Below are 18,501 nucleotides of genomic sequence, written 5' to 3' on the forward strand. Positions count from 1 at the left end.
CCCGCCTTCGCGGGGATGACTATGCCCTGTATGCGTTGGGCGCGCCCACGGGATGGCTCCGGCACTTGTACACTCGATTGCTGAGGCGAGCATGACCTACGGTGGTTGCACCGGCAACGTCGAACGTTACGCGCGCCTCATCCCGCCTACCACAATTCTCACCCCGGCGCGTATCTTGCGCCATCCTATCACCCCATCCACCCGATTCCCACGCCAGTGAACCGCATACTGCTCGTCGCCCTTGTTGTCCTGGTTGGTTGCGACCGCCCGACCGAAACGCCGGCCCCTGAACCCGCCGCCGCCATTCACGCCTTGCTGGTGGGTGGAGGCTCGTCACACGACTTCAACCGCTGGTTCGACCAGGAGGATACGGCCGTGTTGCGCAAGGCCGGCGTCGATGTCATCTACACCGATCGACCGGCCGACATCGGCGCGGCGCTCGACACCCTCGACGTCCTCATCCTCGCCAACAACCAGCCCATCGAAGACGCATCGCTCCGCGCCGCGATCGAAGCGTTCGCCACCGCCGGCAAAGGCCTCGTGCTGTACCACCCGGCCGTGTGGTACAACTGGAAAGACTGGCCGGCCTACAACCGCGACCTCGTCGGCGGCGGTTCCGAGAGCCACGGTCCCTATGGACCCTTTACGGTCACCCTCCTGGATTCCACCCATGCCATCACCCTCGGCGTCGAGCCTTCGTTTACACTGGATGACGAGCTCTACCGCTTCGCCATCGACCCCGCCGGCCCCGGCATCGACGTGCTCGCCACCGGCCACGAAGCCGACTCCGGCACCGACTTCCCGGTGGTGTGGACCGTCCGCCACCCGTCCGCCCGCATCGCCGGCCTCACCCTCGGCCACGACGCCGCCGCACACGAACTCCCCGCCTTCCGGCAGATCCTGGTCAATAGCGTCCGTTGGGCCGCCGGGAATGTAGAATGAGCGGGCTGCCCCGGGCTGCTTTCCCGCGGGTAGGTGAAGCGAGTCGACCGTATCGTATATTGACGCCGCTCCTGGCGTCATATACGACCGTCATTTGCCGTTTCACCCTTATTCAATGCCGCGCACCCGTTTCATCTTCCTTTTAATTCCCTTTCTTCTGGCCGCGTACGCGAACGCCCAGGACGCCCCCTTTCGCATCAGCGCGGCGCCGGCGTGGGTCGAAATGGCTCCATTGCCCGCCCCCGACCCCGTGCCGACCGACGAGATCAGCGATGGACTTTATTACCTTCGCATCGACGAACAGCACCGCGTCGAGGGGCGATCGGTGGACTTCTTCAGCCGCACCGCCTATGCCGTCGTCAATACGCAGGGCATCCAGAACGGCTCGCAGCTGGCCATCGACTTCGACCCCACGTACCAGGCCCTCACGCTCCACTTCGTCCGCATCCACCGAAACGGCGTGATCCTCGACCGGCTCGACCCGGCCGACGTGCGCATCCTCCAGCGCGAAACCGAGCTCGAATACCAGATCTACGACGGCACGCTCACGGCGTCGATCATCCTGGAAGATATCCAGACCAACGACCTCATCGAATACGCCTTCACGCTCGCCGGCGACAACCCGATCTTCGAGGGCACCTACGCCAGCGGTTTCAACGCCCGCCTCGACATCCCCGTCAAAGAGCTCACGTATCGCCTGATCTGGCCGGCCGATCGGACTCTGAATATCCGCAGTTACGGCGTCGAGGTAGAGCCCGAGATCAGCCTCCTGGACGGTGCCCGCGAGTATCGGTGGCGCTTCACGGATGTGCCTGCGCTCGTACCCGATGACCAGCTGCCGTACTGGTACAATCCCTTTCCATGGGTCCAGGTCAGCGAGTGGGAAAGCTGGCAGGCCGTAGCGGCATGGGGGCGTTTGTTGTTCGACCGGGTGGATCACCCGTCGGATCAATTGAAGCAGGAGGTGGATCGTATTCGCGCCGGCCATGCCACGCCGAAGGAGCGCCTGGCCGCGGCGTTGCGGTTCACGCAGGATGAAATCCGGTACATGGGGATCGAGATCGGCGTGAACTCGCACGAACCCCGCTCGCCGGCCGAGGTCCTCCAGAAACGCTTTGGCGACTGCAAGGACAAGTCGCTCCTCCTCGTCGCTATGCTCCGCGAACTCGGCATAGAGGCGCACCCCGTACTGGTCAACACCATCGACGCACGGGAAATGGACCGTTGGTTGCCGGCTGCCGGCCTGTTCGACCACGCCATCGTCCGTGCCACCCTCGACGATACGGTCTACTGGTTCGATCCCACCAGCTCGCTCCAGCGCGGCACGGCCGACGCGATCCACCAACCGGATTACGATCAGGCGCTCGTCCTCGAGCCCGGGGCCAACGCTCTCACCTGGATGTACCCGCCTGTGGTGGGACTTCCCCTCAGCGAGATCGAGGAAGAGATCGACCTCCGCAACGGCCTCGATGCCCCCGCCGCGTACACGATCACCTCGACCTACCGGAGCGAAAACGCCGATTACATGCGCGGTGTCTTCGCCGGCTCGAGCCGGCAGGAGCTGGAGAAGAACTACCTCAATTATTATGCGGAGATGTATCCGCATATCTCGTCCGCCGGCGTCCTGGAGATCGAAGACGACGAGGCCACGAATGTGCTGCGGGTGAAGGAGTATTATCGGATCGATTCGTTGTGGACGAGGGAGGGCCGGCGCTCGTCCGCCTATTTCTACCCGTTGGAATTCAGCGCCCTGCTCGAAAAACCATCCACCCGGATCCGCACCATGCCGATCGGCATCGCTCATCCTGTCCACCTGAACCAGACGACCCGTATCCACCTGCCCGAACCCTGGCCCGTGGAGTCGACCGTCACTTCGGTGGAAGACCCGGCGTTTAGCTACCAGGGTGTCGTCAGCTCCGGCCATCAGATCGTGACCATCGCGAACAGCTACCGGACCAACACTGACTTTATCTCGGTCGAGGCCATCCCCGCCTATATCGACAACGTCGAACGCGTGGAAAACCAACTGGGGTACGAACTGTACCGCGAGGCATCGATACTCGAAACGGATTTCCCGTGGCCGATTTCACTCGTCGGCCTCGCGGCGCTACTCGGCCTCGTTTTATTTTTCATGCGCCGAAAAAAAACGCCCGCGCCCAACAGCGCCCCTCCCTCCGGCTTATGATCACCCTGGAAGTCTGTATCGATTCCGTTGAAAGCGCCCTGGCCGCCACCGAAGCCGGCGCCGACCGCCTTGAGCTCAACGCCGCGCTCGAACTCGGCGGCCTGACGCCGTCGCCTGGCCTCGTCGCCGAGGTCCTGGCCGTCACCACGCTGCCCGTCATCGCGATGTTGCGCCCCCGTGCCGGCGATTTTGTCTATTCGGATGACGAATTCCGCGTCATCCGCCGCGACGCCGAGGCCTTACTCACAGCCGGCGTGGCCGGGCTGGCGTTCGGGTTTCTGGACGAGTTCGGCAACATCGATCGACACCGCACTTATGCCATAACGGCTGTAATGAATGGGAAAGAATCGGTTTTTCATCGCGCGTTCGACCTGGTCCCGTCGCTGCATTTTGCGCTGGAAGAAGTGATCGACCTCGGCATCTGGCGCGTGCTGACGTCCGGCGGCGCGGAGACAGCGATCGCCGGCATCCCGCAGCTCTCCCGGTTAAACGCCCAGGCCGTCGACCGCATCGAGATCCTGGCCGGAGCCGGCATCAAGGCGAGCAACGTACGCCGGCTGGTCGATGGCGCCGGCTGTAAGCAGGTCCACGGCACCTTTCGCGGCCCGGGCGCTTACACGGGCTCGCCCGGGGCATCGGACGCCACCGGCCTCTCCGCCTTCCGCGCACCGGCATCCCCCGGCGCCTCCGTCGACGAAATCCGCGCCGTCCGTAAAGCGCTGTCTTGAACCACACGCTACTCCCCGCCATGTCCGCCACTACCCCGAACGCACCATCTATCTCCCCGATACCCGACACCACACGCGCCTCACCACTCACCATGGACGCCGCAGCGTTTCGCGACGCCGGCCACCAACTGGTAGATGAGATCGCCGCGTTCCTGGAGGGCCTGCCAGAGCGCCCCGTAACTCGGGCCGTCTCGCCAGAAACCGTCCGCGCCACGCTCGACGCTGGCGCCTCGCTACCCGAAACGGGGCAGGATGCGGGATCTATCCTGGAACGTGTTGCCAGCCAGCTGTTCGAGCAGTCGCTATTTAACGGGCACCCGCGGTTCTGGGGTTACATCACCGCGGGGCCAGCGCCCATCGGGATCCTGGCCGATTTCCTGGCCTCTGCCGTCAACGCCAACGTCGGCGCGTGGAGGCTCTCGCCCGTGGCGTCCGAAATCGAGGCGCAGACCATCCGGTGGATCGCGGAGCTGACCGGCTACCCGGCCGGCTGCGGAGGCATCCTGGTGAGCGGCGGCAACATGGCGAATACGGTGGGCCTCTTCGCCGCCCGTGCCGCCAAAGCCGGGTGGGACATCCGTAAGCGGGGATTTGTAGCTGATGCACCCCGCCTGAGGGTGTACGCCACGACAGGCACCCACACCTGGATCGAAAAGGCGACCGACCTCGCCGGCCTGGGCACGGATTGTATCCGTTGGATCCCGACCGACGCCGACCACCGGATGGACGTCGCCGCCCTCCGCGCCGCCGTCGACCGCGACCGGAAAGCCGGCGAGCGACCCCTCGCCATCGTCGGCACCGCCGGCTCCGTGAGCGTCGGCTCCGTCGACCCCCTTGATGAAATCGCGGCCTTCTGCCAGGAAACAGGCATCTGGTTTCATGTGGATGGCGCCTACGGAGGCCTCGCGGCGCGCGTGCCGGGCGCGCCGGCGGCGCTCGCCGCACTCGGGCAGGCGGACTCCGTCGCCCTCGACCCGCACAAGTGGCTCTATGCCCCGCTCGAAGCCGGCTGCACGCTCGTGCGCGACGAAAAGGTGCTCCGCGACGCCTTCTCCTACAATCCCCCCTATTACCATTTCGGGACGGCCGCGCACAACTACTACGACCTCGGCCCGCAGAACTCGCGCGGCTTCCGCGCTCTGAAGGTGTGGATGGCCCTCCGCATGGCCGGCCGCGCCGGCTACCTCCAGATGATGGCCGACGACATCCGCCTCAGCGAGCGGATGTTCGCCCGGGTATCTGCTCATCCTGAAATCGAGGCCCTCACCCAGGCCCTCAGCATCGCCACGTTCCGGTACGTGCCGTCCGACCTTCGCGGCCGGCGGGAGGAGAAAGATGTCGCCGCCTACCTGAATCGCATGAACGAAACCCTCCTCGAACGCCTCCAGAACGGCGGCGAGGCGTTTGTTTCGAACGCCATCGTGAACGATCGTTACGCCCTCCGCGCCTGCATCGTCAACTTCCGCACAAGCGAGGCGGATGTCGACGCCCTGCCCGACCTCGTCGTCCGCATCGGACGTGAAGTCGATGCTATACTACGCCCGGAACACCGGCCGCTTTGAGGCTATAAGGGACAGCGCGCACCTCTCCAACGTATCTGCTTATTCCGATTCCATGGCCCAGACCGCCGCCGATTCCAACCCGCTGCTCCGTTTTGAAGGACTGCCGGCTTTCCATGCTATCCGCCCGGAGCACATCGTGCCGGCGATCACCGAACTCATCGCGCATCTCGAGCGCGACCTCGACCTCCTCGAACGAACACTCGAACCGACCTGGAAAGGCCTCATCCTCCCCCTCGAACGTCTCGAACTGCCGTTTGAATACGCCTGGGGGCCGGTGAACCATCTCCTGAACGTCCTCAACTCGCCCGAGCTACGCGAGGCACACGAAACCGTCCAGCCGGACGTTGTCTCTCTCTCCCTGCGTATGCGCCAGAGCGTGCCCATCTTCGAGGGCCTCGCCACCCTGAAGGCCGGTCTCGAATGGAAGAAGCTGGACGACGGCCAGCGCCGGGTGGTCGACCTCAGGCTGCGCTCCGCGCGCCACGCCGGCGTCGCGCTCACGGGCGCCGCGAAGGAACGGTTTAGCGAGATCGAACGCGAGCTGTCGAAGCTCACGACCGACTTCTCAAACCATGTGCTCGACGCCACCAAGGCGTTTGAGTTGATTCTCACCGACCCTGCCGACACCGAGGGGTGGCCTCCGAGCCTGAAACAGCTTGCCGCTGCCTCGTACGCCGGCAAACACGCCGAAGCCGGCGCCCGTCCCGACACCGAGGCCGGCCCCTGGCGGATCACGCTCGATTTCCCCAGCTTCGGGCCGTTCATGCAGCACAGCCGGCGACGCGAACAGCGAAAAACCGTCTACCTCGCCTACATGACCCGCGCGTCCGAGGGACCGCTTGACAACAGCGGGATTATCGAACGCCTCCTGAGCCTGCGCCAGGAAAAAGCCCGGCTGCTTGGTTTTGGCTCCTACGCCGAACTCAGCCTCGACGCCAAAATGGCCCCTTCCGTCGACGCCGTGTTTACGATGATCGAGGAGCTCAAGAGCGCCTCGCTCCGCCACGCGAAGAATGACCTGGAAGAGCTGCGGGAGCTGGCCCGAGCGAACGGGCAGACCGAACCGTTCGCGCACTGGGACGCCGGGTACTGGAGCGAGCGCCTGCAAGAGCAGCGGTTTCAGTTCACGGATGAGGAACTGCGGCCTTATTTCCCGCTCGAGCGCGTGCTCGCCGGCCTGTTCAGCCTCTGCGAACGCCTGTTTGGGATTCGAGTGGAGGAGATAGAAGAACAGCCGACAGCCTGGCATCCGGACGTGCGGTTTTACCACGTAAAAAACGAGGCCGGCGCCATCATCGCCTCGTTTTACCTGGACCCGTACTCACGCCCCGAAAACAAACGCGGCGGGGCCTGGATGGATAATGGCCTGGATCGCCGCTGGATCGACGGCGCGCTCCGCACCCCGGTCGTCCACCTCTGCTGTAACGGTACCCCGCCCGTGGGCGAGACCCCGTCGCTGATGAGCTTCAGGGAAGTCGAGACCCTCTTCCACGAATTCGGGCACGGGCTGCAGGGGATGCTGACGACGGTGGATTATGTCGATGTCGCCGGCATCAACGGCGTCGAGTGGGACGCCGTTGAGCTCGCCAGCCAGTTCATGGAAAACTGGTGTTACCACAAGCCGACCCTGATGGGCATGACCGCCCATTACCAGACCGGCGAGCCGCTGCCGGACGCCCTGTTCGATAAGCTGTGCGCGGCCAGGACGTTCCGCGCCGGCACCGTCATGCTCCGCCAGCTGCTGTTTGGCTTTACGGACATGACCCTGCACCACCGGTACCACCCGGGCGAAGGGAAAAGCGCCTTCGAGGTCTATAAAACCATTGCGAAAGACCTGGCCGTATTGCCTCCGCTGGAAGAGGATCGCTTCCTGTGTAGTTTTTCGCACATCTTCGCCGGCGGCTACGCGGCCGGGTATTACAGCTACAAGTGGGCGGAAGTGCTGAGCGCCGACGCCTTCGCCGCGTTCGAGGAAGCCGGCCTGTCCGACGAACCCGCCATCCGCAAGCTCGGCCGCCGGTACCGCGACACCGTGCTCGCCCTCGGCGGCAGCCGGCACCCGATGGACGTCTACCGCTCGTTCCGGGGCCGGGAGCCATCGACAAAGGCATTGCTGCGGCACGCTGGGCTCGTTTAATCGTTTGAGCGTTATCGCGTTGAACGTTTCCTCGTTTGTCGTTAGAGCGTAAAAACGTTCAACGCATCAACGCCGTATTGCGCCAAAAGCGACAGCGACTCGGGAAGAAAAGGCGCGCCGGCGCGGGACAAAGCCGCATGTATTTTGCTGGCCGTTTCGTCGACCGCAACCCCGTCTCATCTCCCGAGCGCCGCCGTGCCAACCATCGACTATTCGCCGCGTATGCCGGCCGTCAAGCCCCTGGTCGACGGCATCGTACAGCAGGCGCGCGATTTCGCGTTTGACCCCGTCAATCGCCGGCTCGTGCTCGTCACGCCCGAGCGGCGCATCAAGACCTCGACGAACCTCGCTCCGCGTGAGACGCTGCCACGACCGTTCCAGACCCACCTCGAGTCTATCGCGCCGGCCACCGAGCAGTGGCTGATCGTCGGGATCGGGATGACGGATTTCGCGGCGCTCAAGAGTGATCCCTACCGCTGCATCCCGTTCCTGGGCACCCTCGAAGGGTTCGCCCAGATCGGCCACGCCGTGCTACTGTTCGAAGGCCACGCCAGCGCCTTCGCCGCCATGTGCGAAAACGCCGACCTCTGCATTATCGACAATGAGATGATCCCTTACCTCCAGCCGGACTGGATCAACGTCCTCTCCAACGTCATGCGGAACGACTACATCATCCGCATCCGCCGCGAAGGCGCCGAGATCGTCGGGGCGGAGCGGTTGAGGGTGAGGAATTAAGCAGTGACGTTACGCGATGAACGTTTTTTCGTTGTGTATCTAAGCTCGCCTTTGTCCGTACCGAAATTGGGAAACGCCATCCCGACGTAGGCTATTGAGGTTAGACTGGAATTTCTCAATGTCCGATGTTGTGTACGACATGGATAATTGAATCTTCTACGTCTGGCGAACATCACAGGCCGACCATGAGATGGCGTCGCTCCGCGAAGCGTGCTTCTCGAAAATGGACAAAGTCGAACTAAGGGCATCGCCTCTGTTTTAGGCATATTAGCGCTTTTTTCAGACCGGACGCCTAACGCGCAACGTCAGTCAGGTACTGGAAAGAATTGAGAGTCGATGCATTGTAGACGTATGCCGTTTATCGCCCTGTTGACAGGCTCTGCGACTGTAAACGGCCACCTTTCTCCTTTAGCTCCGTCATCCCCGACCCCGATCGGGGATCCAGTCGTATAGCAATTCGACTGGATCCTGGAACGGGGTCCAGAGCCTGCCCCCGACATGGATCGGGGGAAGACGATCAAGGGCATGACTTTGCTAAAAAATGCGCCGCTTCAGTACTTTCCGCTGTTTCCTTGACGCCCAGACGATCGAGTCGGTTGCCTGCCCCCGGCCCGACCGGGGGATGACGAGGGAGAGGGGCAGCGCGTGGACAGCCAACGCCAGAATGTGCCGGCTTAACTCCTGATTCGCATAAGTTTTAAGTCCTTACCTTATTGACTCTCATTAACCATTTTACATAGCTTCATGCGTCACGGCTCCAATCAAACCTCAGTCAATCGTATGAAGCGCTTCCTCATCTCCGCGTGTACTGGATGCCTCTTATTCGGCACTACCATGGGCTGTAACGAGACGCAGCAACCTCCTCAGGCCGCCACAGAGAGTATTGCAGCGTCAAATCCATTGGTCGGCGCCTGGGAATTTGTCTCATCGCGAATTGTACTCCCAGATACGATTGTGAATGTCGAAACCATAGCGAATCAAAAAGGCCTGTATCTCGCTTCCAACTCACACTGGGCATTTGTTTCTTCAACTTCGGACGGAAGTAAGTTGTTATTTGCAGGAAGAGGTACCTATACCATTGAGGGCAACTCCTACAAAGAAAGCGTCCAGTTTCATACCTTTTCCGAGGTGATTGGCAGTACAATAGAATTCGAGTTTGACATAAAAGGCGACACTCTCACAAAAGCAGGGTATCTGCCAGTGTGGGATGCAATTCGGCCAATCGTCGGTGAGTTAACACAGGTGAGGTACGAGGAAGTCCGCGTGAGGGCGAAGGAGCAGACAATGTAACTGATCGTACGGAGTGTGTCTTACTCGTGGTCATCCTTTAACAAGTACAGTCATGCATGCCCATGTAGAGATGCCCCGTTGGGGCGTCTCTGAACGAACAGGCAAAGCAAAACAAGTGATTTTCTGCATCGTCGCTAGAGACGCCCCACCGGGGCGTCTCTACGGAGCCACGACCTCCAGACCGTCCGTGCCCCTATGTTTGGGCAATGCGTACGATAAGTATGGTAATTGACGGACACCGCGTTGTGTTTATCACCTATACTGATCCAACACCGCCGCCACCTCCGGACCCATCGTATCCCGCATCCATTTCACGTAATCCGGGTCCGTTTTTCGCACAAACGCCAGCGCCTTGCCGCGGTACTTCCCGAAGGCAATCGTCACCGTCTCTCCTTCCAGTTTGAACCGCTGGCCGTCGTCCAGATAGGGTTTGCGTAGCTCGACCTGCAATTCCAGCGCGCTGCCATCCAGGTTATACCGTTTGATCTGCTCGCGGAAGATGTTCATCGCCGCCTCGGTATCGTCCATCGAGCGGTGGGCGCGGGGCATTTCCGTCCCCAGATAAAAGGTGTGGGCCCAGCCGAGGGTGCGGACCTCGTACTTTTTGAGGATCGTGAGCGGATCCAGCACCGCCCGGTCGGGCAACGCCGGCATCGTCATACCCGCGCGTTTGTACTCGGCCGTCAACATCGGCACATCGAAACCGATGGCGTTGTAGCCGGCGAGGTCGGCGTCGCGCAGGAGCCCACCCAGGGTATCCGCGATCTCCCGGAACAGGGGCGCGCCGGCCACCATCTCGTTGGTGATGCCCGTCAGTTCCGTCACCTCGGCCGGGATCGGGCGCTCGGGGTTCAGGAACGACTCGAACCGCTCCTGGCGCTTGTCTGGATGGACCTTGATACAGGCGATCTCTACGATCCGGTCCTTTTCAGGGTCGAGCCCTGTCGTTTCAAGGTCAAAAAACAGGAGCGGGCGTTCGAGGCGCATACGGAATGAAGTCGGTTGTTTGGAAACACCCAAGGTAGCTCAATTGCCTCCCCAGCGCCAACCCGAGCCGCGAAGATTCCGTTGTGCATTGACTCTTTTTAGGAGGGCCCGTATACTTGCGCCATGACAAAAACACTCTCCTCTAGGATGCCCGATAGCACCCGCCGGCGCGCGATCCGACGTCTGCCCACGCAGATCGTGTACGTGCCCGCGTCAGCATACAGGCAGGTGCAAGCCTGATTCCTACCGAGAGGTTTATCCTGTTTGCTGCGCTGGTTCTGTCCCGAGAATCAGCGTTTTTTTTTATAACCCCCTCTGACTCCATCTAACGCCCCATGGCCATAGTTCTCGCTTTCAGCGGCGGTCTGGATACGTCGTTCTGCGTCCCGTACCTCAAGGAAACCTACGATGAGCCGGTCTATACGGTCACAGTGAACACCGGCGGCCTCTCCGCCGAAGATGAGCAGGACTTGATCGACCGCTCCCGCACCCTCGGGGCGGCCGCGCACTACACCGTCGACGGCCGCGACGAGCTCTTCAAGAACCACCTCAGCTACCTGATCAAGGGCAACGTCCTCCGCGGCAATGTCTATCCGCTGTGTGTGGGGCCAGAGCGTGTTACCCAGGCACAGAAGGTGGTCGCGATGGCCCGGCAGCTCAACGCTCGGGCTGTGGCCCATGGCTCCACGGGCGCCGGCAACGACCAGGTCCGCTTCGACGTCGCCCTCCGCCTCCTCGCCAGCGATATCGAGGTCATCACCCCCATCCGCACGCTCGGCTACAGCCGCGCGCAGACGACCGAGTACCTCACCAAACGCGGCTTCCCGGTCAAAGCATCCACCACGACGTATTCGATCAACCGCGGCCTCTGGGGCACGACCATCGGGGGCAAGGAAACCCTCGGCACCGCCGAGCCGCTGCCGGACGAGGCCTACCCGGACACCGTTCCGCCGGCGCGCTGCCCCGACAAACCGCTCGACATCAAGATCGGCTTCGACGGCGGCCAGCCCATCTCGCTGGACGGCGCGACCATGGACCCCGTTCGCCTCATCGAACGCCTCAATGAACTCGGCGGAGACCACGGCGTCGGCCGCGACATCCATGTCGGCGATACGATCCTTGGCATCAAGGGACGCGTGGGCTTCGAGGCGCCGGCGGCCGTCATCCTCATCCGCGCCCACCAGGAGCTCGAAAAGATCGTCCTCACCCGCTGGCAACGGTTCCAGAAAGACCACCTGAGCGACTTCTACGGGATGTTGCTCCACGAAGGCCAGTACTTCGACCCCGTCATGCGCGACATCGAGGCGTTTATCGACTCATCCCAGAAGGTGGTCAACGGCTCGGCAACCGTCCGCCTCCTGAAAGGCCACGCCAGCGTCCTCGGATGCACGAGCCCGTTCTCGATGTTCGACCTGAAGGTGGCCAGCTATGGCGAGACAAACACGCTCTGGAACGCCCGCGACGCCAGCGGCTTCACCCAGATCTACGGCATCCAGGCCATGCTGGCGCATAATGCTCGTAAAAAAAACCAATAAACCACGAATGCCTCGTTGTCATCTCGACCGAAGGCCTGATTTATCGGGCCGTAGCGGAGAGACCTCCTGACTCAGGACTATGCCGTTCTTCAGGAGGTCTCTCCACTTCATACCCGCATTCGCGGTTATTACGGTCGAGATGACATGGGCTAGTGCACGACCTCAATACCTCACCCATGCCCACACGCGTTGCTTTACTCCACGGCGCCGGCTACACCGGAGGTGAACTCATCCGGCTGCTGCTGAACCATCCGAACTACGAACTGGCGCTGGTCACGAGCCGCTCGCAGGCCGGCGAGCCTGTGTGGAAGACGCATCCACACCTGCGGGGGCAGACGGAGTTGCGCTTTGCGGAGTCAGGCGACGCGGCGATGGACGGGATCGACGCGGTGTTCATCGCCGCCGAACACGGGCAGAGCGCGGTCCTCACCGCCGGCCTGCTGGCGAACGGATACCAGGGTGCGATCGTCGACCTTAGCTCGGACTTCCGCCTGAAAAACCCGGCGGACTACGACACGTGGTACGGCCTCAAGCATCCGCACCCCGAACTCATCCCGCGCTTCCAGTACGGGCTCGCGGAGGTCTACGGCCCCTATGCGCCGGGCACGCGGTTCATCGCCAATCCGGGCTGCTTCGCGACTGGCATCGAGCTGGCGCTGTGGCCGATCGCCCGCCGGCTCGGTGCGTTCGACGCGGCGATTACGGCCATAACCGGGGCCTCGGGCTCGGGCGCGAAGCCCAGCGCGACCACCCATTTCCCGACGCGCGACGGTAACGTCCGCGCCTACAAGGTCCTCGCGCACCAGCACACCCCGGAAATCCAGCAAACCCTCGGCGCCGGCTGCCGGCTCCTACTCACGCCCGTCTCCGGACCCTGGGTGCGCGGCATCTGGGGGACGATCCAGCTGACGCTGCCGGAGGAACTGGCCAGCGCGGCGGCTATAACCAGACTGTTCGAGGAGGCCTACGCCGGCCGGCCACTCGTCCGCCTCTGGCCCGACGAACTGCCTGAACTGCGCTACGCCGTCAACACGCCGTTTTGTGACATCGGGTGGGTGGTCCGCGGCAACGCCCTCGTCCTGGGCTTCGCCATCGACAACCTGCTCAAAGGGGCCTCCAGCCAGGCCATCCAGAACCTCAACCTCGTGCTTGGCCTGCCCGAAACCGCCGGCCTGATCCCCCACGAATCCCCCCAGACAAATCCCATAGCCCAAACGATCTACTGACGCCCATGCTCGAAACCTCGATCGTCGAAACCGAAGACGCGTTCCAGATTCCCACCTACAAAAAATTCCCCATCTCGCTAGAACGCGGCGAAGGAGTCTATGTGTGGGATGCCGACGGCAACCGGTACCTGGATTTCTACGGGGGACACTGCGTCACCCTCCTCGGGCACTGCCCGCCGGCCGTCGTCGCCGCCATTCAGGAGCAGGCCGGCCAGCTGATGTTCTACTCGAACGTCGTCTACAGCTCCATCCGCGCCCGCGCCGCGCAGCGGCTGGCCGAGATGGCGCCGGCCGGCATGGGCCACGCGTTTTTCTGCAACTCGGGCACCGAGGCCAACGAAACGGCGCTTAAACTGGGGCGCACGTGGACCGGAAAACCGGGCGTCGTCGCCACCATCGGGGGCTTTCACGGGCGGACGATGGGCAGCCTCGCGGCCACCTGGAATCCGCACTACCGCGAGCCGTACCAGTCGGTCCTCTCCGCTACCCACTTCATCCCGTTCGGGGATGCCGCGGCGCTGGAGGCCGTGCTCCAGGCCCACAACGACATCGGGGTCTTTATCCTGGAACCCATCCAGAGCATGGCCGGCATCGTCGACGCCCCGGATGCCTATTACCGGGACATCCGGGCGTTGTGCGACCGCTACCGGGTTACCCTTGTGTTCGATGAGGTCCAGACCGGCGTCGGCCGCACCGGCACGTTTTCGATCAGCGATCACTACGGGATGCGGCCAGACCTCATCACCCTCGCGAAAAGCCTCGGCTCGGGTATCCCCATCGGGGCCGTGCTCTCGTCCGACGCCATCGCCGGCACCGTCCACTACGGCGACCACGGCACGACGTTCGGCGGCGGGATGGTCGCCATGGCCGCCATGCTCGCCACGCTCGACACCCTCGAAAACGACCGCCTGATGCCGCGCGCGCCGGCGATCTTCAAGGCCATCTCGTCCGCCCTGACGCCGCTTGTGACACGCGTCCGAGGCCGCGGCTGCCTGATCGGGCTGGAGATGGACCGCCCGGTCGGACCCGTCTGCACACGCCTCCGCCAGCTCGGTGTCCTCGTCGGCGGCTCGGACGATCCTAACGTAATGCGCCTCATGCCGGCCCTAAACACGCCGGACTCCGCCATCGAGGAATTCATCGCCGCCTTCCGCTCGGCGATTGGTACTTAATCCCGCTTTCATGCAACGTCATCCCCCATGCTTCATCACCTCATCGACTGGCACCTGATCGACGACGCCACCTGGCTTCGCCTCATCGAGCGCGCTCTGCATCATCATCGCGCCACCGACCGCTGGTCGACCGTTGCCGCGAAACGCAGCATCGGGCTTCTCTTCTTTAACCCCTCCCTGCGCACCCGCACGTCGATGGAGCTTGCCGCCGTCCAACTCGGCGCCCATGCTTCGACGCTGAATGTCGGCCAGGGGACGTGGGGCTTTTCGTGGGAAAAGGGCAAGGTGATGGATGGCGCCGAGGCGGAGCACATCGACGAGGCCGTCGGGGTCCTCTCGCGGTATTACGACGCGCTTGGCGTCCGTGTCTTCGCCTCCCTGACGGATGAGCAGAAGGACCGGGATGAAACCCTGCTTCACACCTTCATCCAGGCATCGACCGTGCCCGTCATCAACCTGGAGTCCGCGTTTTACCACCCCTGCCAGGCCCTCGGTGATGCCGCCACGCTGATGACCCACTTCAACGGCGACGTCCGCCGCAAGAAGTTTGTCCTCACCTGGTGTTATCACCCGAAGGCACTGCCCATGGCCGTTCCGAACTCGGCCCTCTTGACGGCATCGCGCCTCGGGATGGACGTGACGCTGGCCTGTCCGCCGGCGTATGTGTTGGATAAAAAGATCACCGACCTCGCCGCCGGCTACGCCCGGCAACACGGCGCCTCGTTCGATATCGTACACGACCAGGCCGCCGGCTGCGAGGGAGCGGACATCATCTACGCCAAGGCCTGGAGCGGCCCCGCCGTCTACGCCGGCGCCGAGCAGGAAGCCGCCCTCCGCACCGAAAACCGCGACTGGCGCGTGACGCAGAAGATCATGGACCGAACCAACAGCGGCCGTTTCATGCACTGCCTCCCCGTCCGCCGCAACATCGTTGTCGACGACGCCGTCCTCGACAGCCCCGCCGCCATCCACCTCCAGCAAGCCGAATTCCGCCTCCACGCGCAGAAAGCAATCCTGGAGTATGTGTGGAGGCTGCTCTAAAGGGAAAGGGGTAAAGGTAAAAGGCAAAACGTACCACTAATTGGCATTTTACCTGAGCGAGCGACGTCACATTCTCTTTTGCCTTTTAGCTTTTTCCTTTTACCCTATGGCTTCTTTCTCACAAACAACCGCAGTGCTAAAAATCGGCGGTTCTCTCATCGAGGACGCGGCCGCCATGGCCGTCTTCTGGGCCTCCGTCCGGGCGCTACGGGATGAGATGCCGGTCGTCGTCGTCCATGGCGGTGGGCCGCAGGCGACGGAGATGGCCCGCCGGCTTGGGCATGAGCCCGAAATCGTCAACGGCCGGCGGGTAACGACCGACCTCGACCTCCAGATCATGCAATGGACCGTCCGGGGCGAACTCAACAGCCGGCTAACGGCTATGGCCGGACGAGCCGGCCTCTCCGCCGTTGGGCTTTGTGGGATCGATGGAGGGACTGTCCGCGTATCGCGGCGCCCACCCTGGACGATCGACGGGCGCTTGGTGGATTTTGGCTGGGTGGGAGACATCCAGTACGTCCAGCCCGCCCTCCTGACCGCCCTCCTCGACGCCGGCCACACCCCCATCGTCGCGCCCCTGGGCGTGGACGACGCCGGCCTGATCTACAACGTCAACGCCGACACCATCGCCGCCGCCATCGCCCGAGCCCTGGGCGCTTCGCTGTTCGCGCTCGTCACCGACGCGGGCGGCGTCCGACGCGACGCTTCCGATGCTACGACGGTGATCTCCGAGATGGCCGTGGCCGACTTCCAGGCCGGCGCCGACGCCGGCTGGATCAGCCGCGGGATGCTCGTCAAACTGGCCGTCGCCTTCGACGCCCGCAAAGCCGGCATCCCGGACGTGTGGGTCCTAGCGCCAGCCGACCTCACCACCCGCTCCCGCGGTACCCGTATCTTGTGATGGCGATGCCCGACCACCCCACCGACGTCCTCGAACTGCTCAGCGCGTTCGTCCGCTTCCCGTCGCTCAGCAAGCAGGAAGGGCCGATTGCCGACTTCGTCGAAGCGTATGCTCGCGCGGAGGGGCTGCACGTCGGCCGGCTCGATGACAACGTCTATTTCTGGATTGGCGACGGACCCGACCTGCTCCTGCTCAACTCGCACCTCGACGTCGTCCCTCCTTCATCCGATCATCCCTACGATCCTTTTATCCCGACGCTGGTCGACGGCAAATTGTACGGCCGAGGCACCGTCGACGCCAAGGCCAGCGGAGCCGCCATGACGATGGCACTCGTCGAACTGGCCGAAGCCGGATGGACGCCACCCGGCGGCAAACTGATGGTGGCGCTGACGACCTGCGAGGAAATCGGAGGCGATTACAACGGGCTCCAGCACCTGCGGCCGCACCTGCCCCCCATCCACGCCGCCCTCGTCGGCGAGCCCACGGAGATGACGCCGGTCGTCTCCCAGAAAGGATTATTGATCCTGAAGATCCACGCCGAGGGCCGCACCGCCCACGCCGCCCGCGCCCACCTGGGCGAAAACGCCATTTACAAAGCTGCCGCGGACATCGCCCGGCTCCAGCAACTCGCGTTCGACCGGGAAGACCCGTACCTGGGTAAACCAACCGTCACCGTCACCATGATCCAGGGGGGCACGGCGCGTAATGTCGTGCCGGACCACTGCGTGTTTGATGTCGACATCCGCTCGACGCCGGCGTACACGCACGACGAACTCGTCGCGTACATCCAGGCGCAGGTGGCCTCCCGGGTGGAAGTCCACAGTAAACGCCTCATCCCCGTCGCCACTCCCGTCGATGCCCGCATTGTCCGGGCATGCCGGCAAGCCCTCCCGGACCGAGAGCCCATCGGCTCCCCTACCGCCTCCGACTGGATCTTCCTCCCTGATGTGCCCACCGTCAAAATCGGCCCCGGCCCGAGTTCGCGGTCCCATACGCCGGATGAACATATCGAGATCGACGCGGTGTTTCCCGCCGTTGACGTCTACAAGCAGATCGTGAAACATTACTTTGATTGAGCCTGGCCTGCCGCTCTCACCCTGGGGTGGCAGGCAACATTGTTTCCCGTTGGCTGTTCCAGGAGGTAGCTGCCCACGGCCCCGTACCGGCGTCTCTGGCAGTTCTCCCCACCAACCGTGCAAAGGTGCATCATGCGTGTAATTATCGAAGTCGATGACGAAGAGGAGCTCCGCCAAACGCTAGCACTGCTCGGAAATACGAATTCTATCATTGTAGAAAAACCTCCCACGTCATCTCGTATGGCGAAGTTGCTTGATTCATTACGAAAATATCAAATAAAGCTGCCCGAAGATTGGAAGTTCAACCGAGACGAGGCGCATGAGCGATAGATCTTTTGTTGACACCAATGTATTAATCTATTTGTATAGCCCCGAATCTAAAAAGCATGATATTGCTCGACAGATTCTAACCTCGCCAACGAACCCAAGCACATTCGTTATTTCCACACAGGTCGTAGGTGAATTTGTTAATGTTTGCCTGAAACGTAGCCTATTGACCCCTGCGGAACTCATGGGCATCCTGGAACTGTTTGCGGATACATTTGAAATAATCCGCCCAGGTATTGCCACGTTACGCGAGGCTCTCCGGCTACAGGTCCGATATGGTTACTCCTGGTGGGATAGTGTCATCATCGCCAGTGCCATCGAAGCTGAATGTATGGTTCTGATCACTGAGGACATGCAGGCCGGCCAGGTCATTGATGAGTCGGTTCGCATAGTGAACCCTTTTACTCTCGGATAGCCGGAGTTTGTTTGGAAGTTGTAGTATGCTCTGGAAAAAAGACACCGACGTCGCCGCCTGGGTTACCCGCTTTACCGTGGGAGAAGACTACCGCTGGGATACGAAGCTGCTTCCTTATGATGTCGACGGCACGCGCGGGCATGCGCGAGGGCTGGCCCGGATCGGCATCCTGACCGGGGATGAGCTGACGGCCATCGAGCAGGCGCTCGACGACATCCGCCGGCTCGCCGTCGACGGCGAGC

Annotated in this window: 16 protein-coding genes; 15 read left to right on the plus strand and 1 reads right to left on the minus strand. The window is 62.6% G+C overall.

Annotation, left to right across the window (positions count from 1 at the left end):
* Positions 1-216: 216 nt before the first annotated feature.
* The 7 genes from SH809_16015 to SH809_16045 all read left to right on the plus strand — a co-directional run bounded on the left by SH809_16015 (position 217) and on the right by SH809_16045 (position 9,579).
* Positions 217-942 (plus strand): ThuA domain-containing protein, encoded by a 726-nt coding sequence (locus SH809_16015; GenBank protein MDZ4701217.1) that lies wholly within the window; start codon positions 217-219, stop codon positions 940-942.
* A 115-nt stretch (positions 943-1,057) separates the two neighbouring features.
* Positions 1,058-3,127, plus strand: a complete 2,070-nt coding sequence (locus SH809_16020; GenBank protein MDZ4701218.1) for a DUF3857 domain-containing transglutaminase family protein — start codon at positions 1,058-1,060, stop codon at positions 3,125-3,127.
* Entirely contained in the window at positions 3,124-3,855 is a 732-nt protein-coding gene (locus SH809_16025) for a copper homeostasis protein CutC (GenBank protein MDZ4701219.1), read from the plus strand. Before SH809_16020 ends, SH809_16025 begins: the two co-directional genes overlap by 4 nt.
* A 20-nt stretch (positions 3,856-3,875) precedes the next feature.
* Positions 3,876-5,417, plus strand: coding sequence for an aminotransferase class V-fold PLP-dependent enzyme (locus SH809_16030; GenBank protein MDZ4701220.1), 1,542 nt, complete (start codon positions 3,876-3,878; stop codon positions 5,415-5,417).
* 52 nt (positions 5,418-5,469) lie between these two features.
* On the plus strand, positions 5,470-7,554 hold the full coding sequence (locus tag SH809_16035; protein MDZ4701221.1) for a M3 family metallopeptidase: 2,085 nt from the start codon (positions 5,470-5,472) through the stop codon (positions 7,552-7,554).
* A gap of 195 nt (positions 7,555-7,749) precedes the next feature.
* Positions 7,750-8,289, plus strand: a complete 540-nt coding sequence (locus SH809_16040) for a hypothetical protein (protein ID MDZ4701222.1) — start codon at positions 7,750-7,752, stop codon at positions 8,287-8,289.
* 780 nt (positions 8,290-9,069) lie between these two features.
* Complete coding sequence (locus tag SH809_16045; GenBank protein ID MDZ4701223.1) at positions 9,070-9,579, plus strand: hypothetical protein; 510 nt, start codon at positions 9,070-9,072, stop codon at positions 9,577-9,579.
* 252 nt (positions 9,580-9,831) lie between these two features.
* On the opposite strand, the gene SH809_16050 is transcribed toward SH809_16045, so the two are convergent.
* Complete coding sequence (locus SH809_16050; GenBank protein MDZ4701224.1) at positions 9,832-10,566, minus strand: 3'-5' exonuclease; 735 nt, start codon at positions 10,564-10,566, stop codon at positions 9,832-9,834.
* 335 nt (positions 10,567-10,901) lie between these two features.
* Here SH809_16050 and SH809_16055 point away from each other — a divergent pair, with 335 nt between their 5' ends.
* The 8 genes from SH809_16055 to SH809_16090 form a co-directional block, all read left to right on the plus strand.
* Positions 10,902-12,101: an argininosuccinate synthase gene (locus SH809_16055; protein ID MDZ4701225.1), complete on the plus strand. Its 1,200-nt coding sequence runs from the start codon at positions 10,902-10,904 to the stop codon at positions 12,099-12,101.
* 176 nt (positions 12,102-12,277) lie between these two features.
* Positions 12,278-13,327: an N-acetyl-gamma-glutamyl-phosphate reductase gene (gene argC, locus SH809_16060; GenBank protein ID MDZ4701226.1), complete on the plus strand. Its 1,050-nt coding sequence runs from the start codon at positions 12,278-12,280 to the stop codon at positions 13,325-13,327.
* Positions 13,328-13,332: 5 nt separating this feature from the next.
* A complete protein-coding gene (locus SH809_16065) occupies positions 13,333-14,499 on the plus strand; it encodes an aspartate aminotransferase family protein (GenBank protein ID MDZ4701227.1) in 1,167 nt (388 codons plus the stop codon).
* A 27-nt stretch (positions 14,500-14,526) separates the two neighbouring features.
* Positions 14,527-15,540 carry an N-acetylornithine carbamoyltransferase gene (locus SH809_16070; GenBank protein ID MDZ4701228.1) on the plus strand — a complete coding sequence of 338 codons (1,014 nt, stop codon included), beginning with the start codon at positions 14,527-14,529 and terminating at the stop codon, positions 15,538-15,540.
* A 106-nt stretch (positions 15,541-15,646) separates the two neighbouring features.
* Positions 15,647-16,441 (plus strand): acetylglutamate kinase, encoded by a 795-nt coding sequence (gene argB, locus SH809_16075; protein MDZ4701229.1) that lies wholly within the window; start codon positions 15,647-15,649, stop codon positions 16,439-16,441.
* Positions 16,441-17,517, plus strand: coding sequence for a M20/M25/M40 family metallo-hydrolase (locus SH809_16080; protein ID MDZ4701230.1), 1,077 nt, complete (start codon positions 16,441-16,443; stop codon positions 17,515-17,517). Before argB ends, SH809_16080 begins: the two co-directional genes overlap by 1 nt.
* A gap of 319 nt (positions 17,518-17,836) precedes the next feature.
* Positions 17,837-18,259, plus strand: a complete 423-nt coding sequence (locus tag SH809_16085) for a PIN domain-containing protein (GenBank protein MDZ4701231.1) — start codon at positions 17,837-17,839, stop codon at positions 18,257-18,259.
* A gap of 25 nt (positions 18,260-18,284) precedes the next feature.
* A partial coding sequence (locus tag SH809_16090; GenBank protein MDZ4701232.1) for an argininosuccinate lyase occupies positions 18,285-18,501 on the plus strand: 217 nt, incomplete at its 3' end.

It is taken from the genome of Rhodothermales bacterium (assembly GCA_034439735.1).
Lineage (GTDB): Bacteria > Bacteroidota > Rhodothermia > Rhodothermales > JAHQVL01 > JAWKNW01.

Coding starts and splice junctions, on each gene's coding strand:
- SH809_16020 (MDZ4701218.1), top strand. CDS start 1,058: ATGCCGCGCACCCGTTTCATCTTCCTTTTAATTCCCTTTCTTCTGGCC.
- SH809_16025 (MDZ4701219.1), top strand. CDS start 3,124: ATGATCACCCTGGAAGTCTGTATCGATTCCGTTGAAAGCGCCCTGGCC.
- SH809_16030 (MDZ4701220.1), top strand. CDS start 3,876: ATGTCCGCCACTACCCCGAACGCACCATCTATCTCCCCGATACCCGAC.
- SH809_16035 (MDZ4701221.1), top strand. CDS start 5,470: ATGGCCCAGACCGCCGCCGATTCCAACCCGCTGCTCCGTTTTGAAGGA.
- SH809_16045 (MDZ4701223.1), top strand. CDS start 9,070: ATGAAGCGCTTCCTCATCTCCGCGTGTACTGGATGCCTCTTATTCGGC.
- SH809_16050 (MDZ4701224.1), bottom strand. CDS start 10,566: ATGCGCCTCGAACGCCCGCTCCTGTTTTTTGACCTTGAAACGACAGGG.
- SH809_16055 (MDZ4701225.1), top strand. CDS start 10,902: ATGGCCATAGTTCTCGCTTTCAGCGGCGGTCTGGATACGTCGTTCTGC.
- argC (MDZ4701226.1), top strand. CDS start 12,278: ATGCCCACACGCGTTGCTTTACTCCACGGCGCCGGCTACACCGGAGGT.
- SH809_16065 (MDZ4701227.1), top strand. CDS start 13,333: ATGCTCGAAACCTCGATCGTCGAAACCGAAGACGCGTTCCAGATTCCC.
- SH809_16070 (MDZ4701228.1), top strand. CDS start 14,527: ATGCTTCATCACCTCATCGACTGGCACCTGATCGACGACGCCACCTGG.
- argB (MDZ4701229.1), top strand. CDS start 15,647: ATGGCTTCTTTCTCACAAACAACCGCAGTGCTAAAAATCGGCGGTTCT.
- SH809_16080 (MDZ4701230.1), top strand. CDS start 16,441: ATGGCGATGCCCGACCACCCCACCGACGTCCTCGAACTGCTCAGCGCG.
- SH809_16085 (MDZ4701231.1), top strand. CDS start 17,837: ATGAGCGATAGATCTTTTGTTGACACCAATGTATTAATCTATTTGTAT.